This is a genomic window from Rhizobacter sp. P2_H2, assembly GCF_056403375.1.
Genome location: NZ_JBFUFP010000148.1, coordinates 1 through 8,546, shown reverse-complemented (window position 1 = coordinate 8,546; position 8,546 = coordinate 1). Strand labels below are relative to the sequence as shown.

At 69.5% G+C, this 8,546-nt stretch carries 7 protein-coding genes; 4 read left to right on the top strand and 3 right to left on the bottom strand.

The window, feature by feature from the left end:
* Positions 1 to 113: 113 nt before the first annotated feature.
* The 3 genes from cobJ (at position 114) to AC1D15_RS11045 (ending at position 3,664) form a co-directional block, all read left to right on the top strand.
* Positions 114 to 1,091, top strand: a complete 978-nt coding sequence (gene cobJ, locus AC1D15_RS11055) for a precorrin-3B C(17)-methyltransferase (protein WP_465114924.1) — start codon at positions 114 to 116, stop codon at positions 1,089 to 1,091.
* A 158-nt stretch (positions 1,092 to 1,249) separates the two neighbouring features.
* Complete coding sequence (locus AC1D15_RS11050) at positions 1,250 to 3,298, top strand: TonB-dependent receptor (RefSeq protein ID WP_477826000.1); 2,049 nt, start codon at positions 1,250 to 1,252, stop codon at positions 3,296 to 3,298.
* A gap of 24 nt (positions 3,299 to 3,322) precedes the next feature.
* Positions 3,323 to 3,664 carry a (2Fe-2S) ferredoxin domain-containing protein gene (locus AC1D15_RS11045; RefSeq protein ID WP_477825999.1) on the top strand — a complete coding sequence of 114 codons (342 nt, stop codon included), beginning with the start codon at positions 3,323 to 3,325 and terminating at the stop codon, positions 3,662 to 3,664.
* 1 nt (position 3,665) lies between these two features.
* On the opposite strand, the gene trpE is transcribed toward AC1D15_RS11045, so the two are convergent.
* Positions 3,666 to 5,150 (bottom strand): anthranilate synthase component I, encoded by a 1,485-nt coding sequence (gene trpE / locus AC1D15_RS11040; protein WP_477825998.1) that lies wholly within the window; start codon positions 5,148 to 5,150, stop codon positions 3,666 to 3,668.
* Positions 5,151 to 5,541: 391 nt separating this feature from the next.
* Here trpE and AC1D15_RS11035 point away from each other — a divergent pair, with 391 nt between their 5' ends.
* Positions 5,542 to 6,171 (top strand): chalcone isomerase family protein, encoded by a 630-nt coding sequence (locus AC1D15_RS11035; RefSeq protein WP_465114953.1) that lies wholly within the window; start codon positions 5,542 to 5,544, stop codon positions 6,169 to 6,171.
* On the opposite strand, the gene gph is transcribed toward AC1D15_RS11035, so the two are convergent.
* Positions 6,168 to 6,776, bottom strand: a complete 609-nt coding sequence (gene gph / locus AC1D15_RS11030) for a phosphoglycolate phosphatase (RefSeq protein WP_477826001.1) — start codon at positions 6,774 to 6,776, stop codon at positions 6,168 to 6,170. The genes AC1D15_RS11035 and gph overlap by 4 nt on opposite strands.
* Before the next feature lie 121 nt (positions 6,777 to 6,897).
* The coding region (locus tag AC1D15_RS11025; protein ID WP_477825997.1) for a glycosyl hydrolase family 18 protein at positions 6,898 to 8,546 on the bottom strand (1,649 nt) is incomplete at its 5' end.

Here is an 8,546-nt window from a genome sequence, read left to right as displayed (position 1 = left end):
TCGCTGTTCTGGCTCTCGATGGGCGTGGTCGCCGCGCCGGTGTTCAAGCGCTGGCTTGCGCCCGTGCTCGATCGCACCTCCAGCAACGCGACGCTGCCGACCGGGAGCCTGGCATGAGCGGCAAGATCACCTTGGTCGGCATCGGCCCCGGCGCCGTCGAGCACATGACGCAGCGCGCCCGCGAGGCGATCGCCGAGGCCGATGTCGTCGTCGGCTACGTCACCTACATCAAGCTGGTCGCCGACCTGCTCGAGGGCAAGGAGGTCGTGCGCAAGGGCATGACCGAGGAGCTCGACCGGGCCGTCAGCGCGCTCGAAGCAGCCCGCGCCGGCAAGAAGGTCGCGCTGATCTCGTCGGGCGATGCCGGCGTCTACGGCATGGCCGGGCCGACCTACGAGGTGCTGTTCCAGGCCGGCTGGACGCCGGCCGACGAGGTGCAGGTCGAGGTGGTGCCCGGCGCCTCGGCGATCAACGCCTGCGCGGCCCGCGTCGGCGCGCCGCTGACGCACGACTTCTGCTCGATCTCGCTGAGCGACCTGCTGACGCCGTGGCCGGTGATCGCGCGCCGGCTCGATGCCGCCGCGCAGGCCGACTTCGTCGTCGCGCTCTACAACCCGAAGAGCGGCCGCCGCACGCGGCAGATCGTCGAGGCGCAGCGGCTGTTCCTGCGCCACCGCCGGCCCGACACGCCGGTGGCCGTCGTCAAGAGCGCGTACCGGCGCCGCGAGCGCATCGAGTTCACGACGCTCGACACGATGGCCGACAGCGAGATCGGCATGCTCAGCACGGTGCTGATCGGCAACAGTCACACCTTCGTGCGCGACGGGCTGATGGTCACGCCGCGCGGCTACGCGAACAAGTACGACATCGAGCAAGGCGGCGAGACGCGCGACGGCGAACGCGCCGGCCGCTCGCTGAGCACCGGCTTGCTCGGCTGGCTCGAAACACTGCACGCGCAGCTCGCCGAGGGCCACACCCTCGCCGACCTGGCGCGGCTGCACGGGCTGCCGGCCGACTACCTCGCGGCGACGCTGGCCGAGCCGGTCGAGATCGCCGCCGGCAGCACGAGCAACGACGAGGGGGAGGGCTGAGACCCGCGCGGAGGCGAGCCGATGGCCCCCGCGCGGCAGCCACGACCAGGCGAACACCACGCGTGGCATCTGCGGGAATGCGGATGCAGCGCAGCGACGAGCTTTCAACGATGCCACAGCGCAAGCTGCCCCCCGCCCTGGCCGCCACGGCCCTGGCGATGAACTTGTTCACCCCTGCCCCGGCCGCGGCCGAGGACAGCCCTGCCGCCCTGGCCCCCGTGATCATCATCGGCCGCGGCCAGGACCTGATCGGCGTTGCCGATTCGGCCACCGAAGGCAAGGTCAGCGCCCAGCAGCTGACGAACCGGCCGCTGCTGCGCCCGGCCGAGGTGCTGGAGACGGTGCCCGGCATGACCGTCACGCAGCACAGCGGCGACGGCAAGGCCAACCAGTACTTCCTGCGCGGCTTCAACCTCGACCACGGCAGCGACTTCGCGAGCTTCGTCAATGGCATGCCGGTCAACATGGCGAGCCATGCGCACGGCCAGGGCTACATGGACCTCAACTTCCTGATCCCCGAGCTGATCGGCGCGATGCGCTACCGCAAGGGCGTCTACGCGGCCGAGGACGGCGATTTCGCGACCACCGGCTCGGCGCGCATCGACTACCAGCGCGCGCTGCCGGCGCCGATGGTCGACCTGAGCGTCGGCGCGCACGACTTCCGCCGCGTGCTCGCCGGGGGCAGCCGGCCACTCGGCCAGGACAAGGACAGCGGCCCGACCTTGCTGGCCGCCTTCGAGGCCGCGACCAACGACGGCCCGTGGCAGCAGCCGGAGCGGCTGCGCAAGGTCAACGGCGTGCTGCGCCTGTCCGAGGGCACGGCGCGCGACGGCCATGCACTGACCGCGATGGCGTACCACGCCGAATGGAACGCCACCGAGCACGTGCCCGAGCGCGCGATCAGCTCCGGCGAGATCGACCGCTTCGGCGAGCTGATGCCGGGCGACGGCGGGCGCACGCACCGCCACAGCCTGTCGGGCGACTGGGCCGGCAGCGACGGCAGCACTCGCACGCAGGTCAGCGCCTACGTGATCGACTACGGGCTGAACCTGTTCTCGAACCCGTCCGGCACCATCAACGGCCCGCAGGGCGACCAGCATGAGCAGGCCGACGAGCGCACCGTGTGGGGCGGCCAGGTGGCGCGCCACTGGGCGATCGCTCCGGCCGGCCGCGAGACCGAGCTGACGCTGGGCGCGCAGCTGCGCCACGACCGCATCGCCACGCTGGGCCTGTACGACACGGTGAACCGCGAACGGACCGGCACCGTGCGCGAGGACCGCGTGCGCGAGACGCTGCTGGGCCTCTACACCGAGGCGCGCACGCAATGGCAGCCGTGGCTGCGCAGCGACCTGGGCCTGCGCGTCGACACCGTGCGCGCGAACGTGACGCCGACCGGTGGCGCCGACAACTTCCAGAACGGCGGCAGCGCCCGCGCCCATCAATACAGCCCGAAGCTGGGGCTGGCCTTCGGCCCGTTCGGCGAGGCCCTGCGCACCGAGCTGTATGCGAACTGGGGCCGCGGCTTCCACAGCAACGACGTGCGCGGCGTGACCGCGGCCGTCGACCCGGTGCCGGCGCTGGTGCGTGCCACCGGCAGTGAAGTCGGACTGCGCGCGGTGCCGCTGTCGGGCTGGAACACCAGCCTGTCGCTGTGGCAGGTGAAGCTGGCCTCCGAGCTGGTGTTCGTCGGCGACGCGGGCGTGACCGAGCCGAAGGGGGCCTCGAAGCGCGTCGGCGTCGAGTGGTCGAACGACTGGCAGGTCAACCGCTGGCTGCTGGATGCCGACGTGGCCTGGTCGCGTGCGCGCTTCGAGCAGGAGGCGGAGCCGGGCAGCGGTACCCACGTGCCGAACGCGATCCCGCGCTCGGCCTCGTTCGCGCTGGCCGCCGACGACCACGGCGCGTGGTTCGGTGGATTGCGCTGGCGCTACATCGGCAGCTATGCGCTGGAGGAGACCGGCACGCAGCGTTCGTCGTCGCTGTGGACCGCGAACCTGAAGGCCGGCTGGCGCGCCGGCCCGTCGCTGCAGTTCACGCTCGACGTGCTGAACCTGTTCGATCGCGAAGCGAACGACATCGAGTACTGGGGTGCTGCCTGCTCGAAGGCCGACGGCCCGGCCTGCAACGGCGGCGCCGGCATCGACGGCCGGCTCGTGCACCCGATGGAGCCGCGCACGCTGCGCGTCTCGATGCGAGCCACCTTCTGACGACCCACCGAGGAGCGCAAGCCCATGACTGACGAAGTGATCAAGCCCAAGATCGGCGACTACCGCCGCCACCTGCTGATCTGCACCGGCCCGCGCTGCACCCAGCAGGGCGAATCGCAGGCCCTGTTCGACAGCCTGGGCGACAAGTTCAAGGCCGCAGGGCTGCACGAGGGCGAACTGCGCGTGAAGCGCAGCCGCGTCAGCTGCTTCGCCGCCTGCAAGGGCGGCCCGGTGATGTGCGTGCAGCCCGACGGCACCTGGTACTACAACGTGACGCCGGCCAACATGGACCGCATCATCGAGCAGCACCTGGTCGGCGGGCAGCCCGTCGAGGACCTGGTGTTCCACCAGGGCCCGACCGGCTGAGTCAGAAGCCTTCCTCGACCAGTTCGGCCGCGCGAATCAGCGCGCGCGCCTTGGCCTCGGTTTCCTTCCATTCGAGCTCGGGCACCGAATCGGCGACCACGCCGGCCGCGGCCTGCACGTACAGCGTGTTGTCCTTCACGATGCCGGTGCGGATCGCGATCGCCACGTCCATGTCGCCGGCAAAGCTCAGGTAGCCGCAGGCGCCGCCGTAGATGCCGCGCTTGACCGGCTCGAGCTCGTCGATGATCTCCATCGCGCGCACCTTGGGCGCGCCGGTCAGCGTGCCGGCCGGGAAGGTCGCGCGCAGCACGTCGAGGCTGGTCATGCCGTCCTTCAGCAGGCCCTCGACGTTGCTGACGATGTGCATCACGTGCGAATAGCGCTCGACCGTGAAGGCCTCGGTCACCTTCACGGTGCCGGTCTTCGCGATGCGGCCGATGTCGTTGCGCGCCAGGTCGATCAGCATCACGTGCTCGGCGCGCTCCTTCGGGTCGGCGCTCAGCTCGGCCTCGAGCGCCTTGTCCTGCGCCGGCGTCGCGCCGCGCGGGCGGGTGCCGGCGAGCGGGCGGATCGTGACCTTCTCGCCCTCGGGCGTGGTCTCCTGGCGCACCAGGATCTCGGGCGAGGCGCCGACGATCTGGAAATCGCCCATGTCGTAGAAGTACATGTACGGCGACGGGTTCAGCGAGCGCAGCGCGCGGTACAGGCTGAGCGGCGATTCGGTGTAGCGCTTCTTCAGCCGCTGGCCGACCTGCACCTGCATCATGTCGCCGGCCGCGATGTATTCCTTGGCCTTCAGCACCGCGGCGAGGTAGTCCTCCTTCGCGAACTCGCGCTCCACCGCGTGCGAGGTGCCGCGCCGCACCGGCGGCGCGGTGACGCTGTACTTCAGCTTGTCGCCGAGTTCGGCCAGCCGCCGCTTCGCCTTGAAGAAGGCCTCCGGCTGGCCCGGGTCGGCATAGACGATCAGGTAGAGCCGGCCCGACAGGTTGTCGATGACGGCCAGCTCCTCGCATTGCAGCAGCAGGATGTCGGGCGTGTCGAGGCCGCCGGGCAGCTCGGTCTTCGCGAGCTTGTGCTCGATGAAGCGCACCGCGTCGTAGCCGAAGTAGCCGGCCAGGCCGCCGCAGAAGCGCGGCAGCCCGGGCCGCAGCGCGACCTTGAAGCGCTTCTGGTAGCTGGCGATGAAATCGAGCGGAYTGCCTTCGTGCGTCTCGACGACCTGGCCGTCGGTGACGACCTCGGTGCGAAAGCCGGTGGCGCGCAGCTGCGTGCGCGCCGGCAGGCCGATGAACGAATAGCGGCCGAAGCGTTCGCCGCCGACCACCGATTCGAGCAGGAAGCTGTGCTTGCCGCTGCCGGTGCCGTAGGCGAGCTTCAGGTAGAGCGACAGCGGGGTCTCGAGATCGGCGAATGCTTCGGCGATCAGCGGGATGCGGTTGAAGCCCTGCGAGGCGAGGCTCTTGAATTCAAGTTCGGTGATCACGTTCGAGGGCCCTCCACGGCCCGGCGCGGCGCCCGGGGGCCGGCCTGGTGACTGCATTCTTCGGGTGGCACGCGGCGCGCGATGTGCGGCGGGCGCGGCGGCCTATGGAGCCGGAGGGCGGGGACTGCAAGAGCCCCGGGCCCGCGGCAAGCAAACGCGGATCAGGCCCGCCAGGGCCAGGCTCCCCGGTCGTTCGACCCCTTGGTTTGCTTGCGTGCGATGAACATCGAAAAAGTGTAGCAGGCTTGGCATTCCATCCCGGAGGGCGATGGTTCGTCCGTGAAATCATGAATGGACCCACCCTTGTCACTGTCAGACACTCCTGCGTTGCCCTGAGCGCCCCATACTGGGGTGTCGGGCTCACGATGACAACGAGATGGAGACTGCCGTGATTCGTCGAACCTTCCTGCTGGCCGTGACGGCCGCTGCCCTGTCGGCACCTCTGCTGGCGCAGGCCCAGGCCCAACCCCAGGCCATCGAACTGGCAGGCGTGCGCTACGAACCCACCGCGCAGGTGGGCAACACCAGGCTGGTGCTCAACGGCGCCGGCATCCGCTACAAGGCGATCTTCAAGGTCTACACCGCCGGCCTGTACCTGACGGCCAAGGCCACCACGCCCGAGGCGGTGCTCGCGACGCCGGGCCCGCGCCGCATGCACATCACGATGCTGCGCGACATCGACGCGAACGAGCTCGGCAAGCTGTTCACGCGCGGCATGGAGCAGAACACCACGCGCGACGACTTCATGAAGTCGATCGCCGGCACGCTGAAGCTGAGCGAAGTGTTCTCGGCGAAGAAGAAGCTGGTCGCCGGCGACTCGTTCTTCGTCGACTGGACCCCGGGCCAGGGCACGGTGATCGTCGTCAACGGCAAGCCGGCCAACGAGCCGATCAAGGAACCCGAGTTCTATTCGTCGCTGCTGAAGATCTGGCTCGGCCACTCGCCGGCCGACTCGGCGCTGAAGGACGCTCTGCTGGGCAAGCAGGCGACCGGCAACGGCGCCGGTGCAGGCAACAACTAGCCGATCACCAGCTGGTCAATCCGGTCGATGARCCCGTCGGCATCGACCTCGCGCACCGGCTGGCCGTGGTTGTAGCCATAGCTCACGAGGATCACCGGACAGCCGGCGGCGCGCGCCGCCTGCGCGTCGTTGGCCGAATCGCCGAGCATCAGCACGCGTGACGGCGCCACGCCGAGCGCCTTGCAGGTTTCCAGCAGCGGCAGCGGGTGCGGCTTCTTCTGCGCGAACGCATCGCCACCGAAGACATGCCTGAAGAAGCCTGACAGCTGCTTCTTCTCGAGCAGCGCCTGCGCGAAAGCCGTCGGCTTGTTCGTCAGGCACGCGAGCGGGATGCCGGCCTCGCGCAAACGCTGCAGGCCTTCCTGCACGCCGGGATACAGCCGGGCATGGTCGCCGTTGATGCGCGTGTAGTGCCGCTGGTAGCTGGCCCAGGCCTCGCCTTGGCGATCGTCCGCGCCACCGGTCTCGGCCAGCGTGCAACGGATCAGGTGCTCGGAGCCCTTGCCGACCGTGTGCTCGACGAAGCCGCGGCCGACCGGCGGCAGCGCCAGGTCGGCCAGCATCGCGTTCAGCGCAGCGACGAAGTCGTCGAGCGTGTCGACCATCGTGCCGTCGAGGTCGATGACGGCGGCGTGCCAGGGGGCGCGGTCGAACGCGTGGGAACTCACGAATGCAGTCACGAATGCGGCATGGGGTCGAAAGACCGGATCATGCCGCACCCGTGGCTTACTTCGCGGCGGCCGTGGCCTTCATCAGTTCGCCGTTCAGGTCACCGTCCAGCGACCAGCTGAAGATGCCGCCCAGTCCCTTGGACTTCAGGTAGTTGATCTTCGTCTGGATCACTTCCGGCGTGTCGTAGCTCCAGAAGTTCGTGCCGTCGAACTTGTAGCTCTGCTTCGTGATCGGGTGCACGTACACCGTGCCCGCGGCGCTCTTCAGGACCTTGTAGTCCTCGATGCCCGCCTCGTAGGTGCCACGCGCCGGCGCCGTGGCCTTCTGGTACAGCCCGTTGTTGACGTTCGCCACGCCCGTCCAGCCGCGGCCGTAGAACGGAATGCCGAGGTTGATCTTGTTCGCCGGCATGCCCGATTGCAGCAGGATGCCCACCGCCTCGTCGATGTTGTAGTACGACGCGACGCTGCGCACGCCCGGCTTCAGCGGGTCGTAGTAGTTCGGCCCCGACGGATCCGGATAGAGGTTCGACTGGAAGTCGGTCGGGCCCTGCGGCTCGAACCCACCGTGGAAGTCGTAGCTCATCAGGTTGACCCAGTCCATGTACTGGCCGTACTGGCCGGGCTCGGTCGCGTCGATCTTGTCCTTGCCCGAGCCGAGCGCGGCGGTCAGCAGGTAGTGCTTGCCGTTCACCGCATCGAGCTGGGCACGGAACTCCTTCATCAGCAGCGTGAAGTTGTGGCGGTCGGCCGCGCTCACGGTGTTGTACGGCTGGCCGATCACGGCCGGGAATTCCCAGTCGATGTCGATGCCGTCGAACACGCCGGCCAGCACGCCGTCGCCGCCCCTGCCGCTGTACGCCGGCAGGTTGCCCTTGATGTAGATGTTCAGGCAGGAGCTCACCAGCTGCTTGCGCAGCGCATCGGTCTGCGACGCGGCGGAGAACCACTTCGACCACGTCCAGCCGCCGAGCGAGATCAGCACCTTCAGGTTCGGGTACTTGGCCTTCAGCCCCTTCAGTTCGTTGAAGGAACCGGCCAGCTTCGAATCCCAGGTCGGCGCGGCACCGACCAGGCGCAGCGGCGTGCGGCCGTAGTCGGCCCAGGCGTCGCCGCCGGTGCCGGCGCTTGGATCGTTCGGGTTCGTCGCGCCCGGCTCGAGCTTGTCGATGCCCTGCGCACACTCGTAGCCGCCGTTCTTCTGGTAGATGTTCGCGAACGCGTAGTTGACGAAGGTCAGCGCGTTGGCCGAGCCCGACGAGATGATGTCGGCGACTTCATAGCCGCGGCCGTACACGCCCCACTGCGTGAAGTAGGAACCGACCTGGCGACCGCCGGGCGCCGGGGCCGGCGCGGGGGCCGGTGCAGGCGCGGGTGCGGGTGCCGGGGCCGGCGACGGCGCGGGGGCCGGTGCGGGAGCAGGAGACGGCGCAGGCGCCGGTGCGGGAGCCGGTGCCGGGGCGGTCGAGCAATTGCCGACGGCCGTCCACGGCTGGCCGCTGCCGGCGGGGCCGCTGCTGGTGGCCGGGTTGTTGTTCTGCGTCCAGTAGTTGGCCTTGTAGTTCACGCCGTTGTAGCTGACGGTCGCGCCGCCGGTGTAGGCGGTGGCAGCCACCCAGGCGAGGTAGCAGGTGCCGCCCGGGTTCGGCGGGGGCGCCGGTGCGGGCGCGGGGCTCGGCGCCGGTGCGGGCGACGGCGCGGGAG

What these genes read in the sequence shown, in the direction of transcription:
- cobJ (WP_465114924.1), top strand. Translation starts at nt 114, where the DNA reads ATGAGCGGCAAGATCACCTTGGTCGGCATCGGCCCCGGCGCCGTCGAG.
- AC1D15_RS11050 (WP_477826000.1), top strand. Translation starts at nt 1,250, where the DNA reads ATGAACTTGTTCACCCCTGCCCCGGCCGCGGCCGAGGACAGCCCTGCC.
- AC1D15_RS11045 (WP_477825999.1), top strand. Translation starts at nt 3,323, where the DNA reads ATGACTGACGAAGTGATCAAGCCCAAGATCGGCGACTACCGCCGCCAC.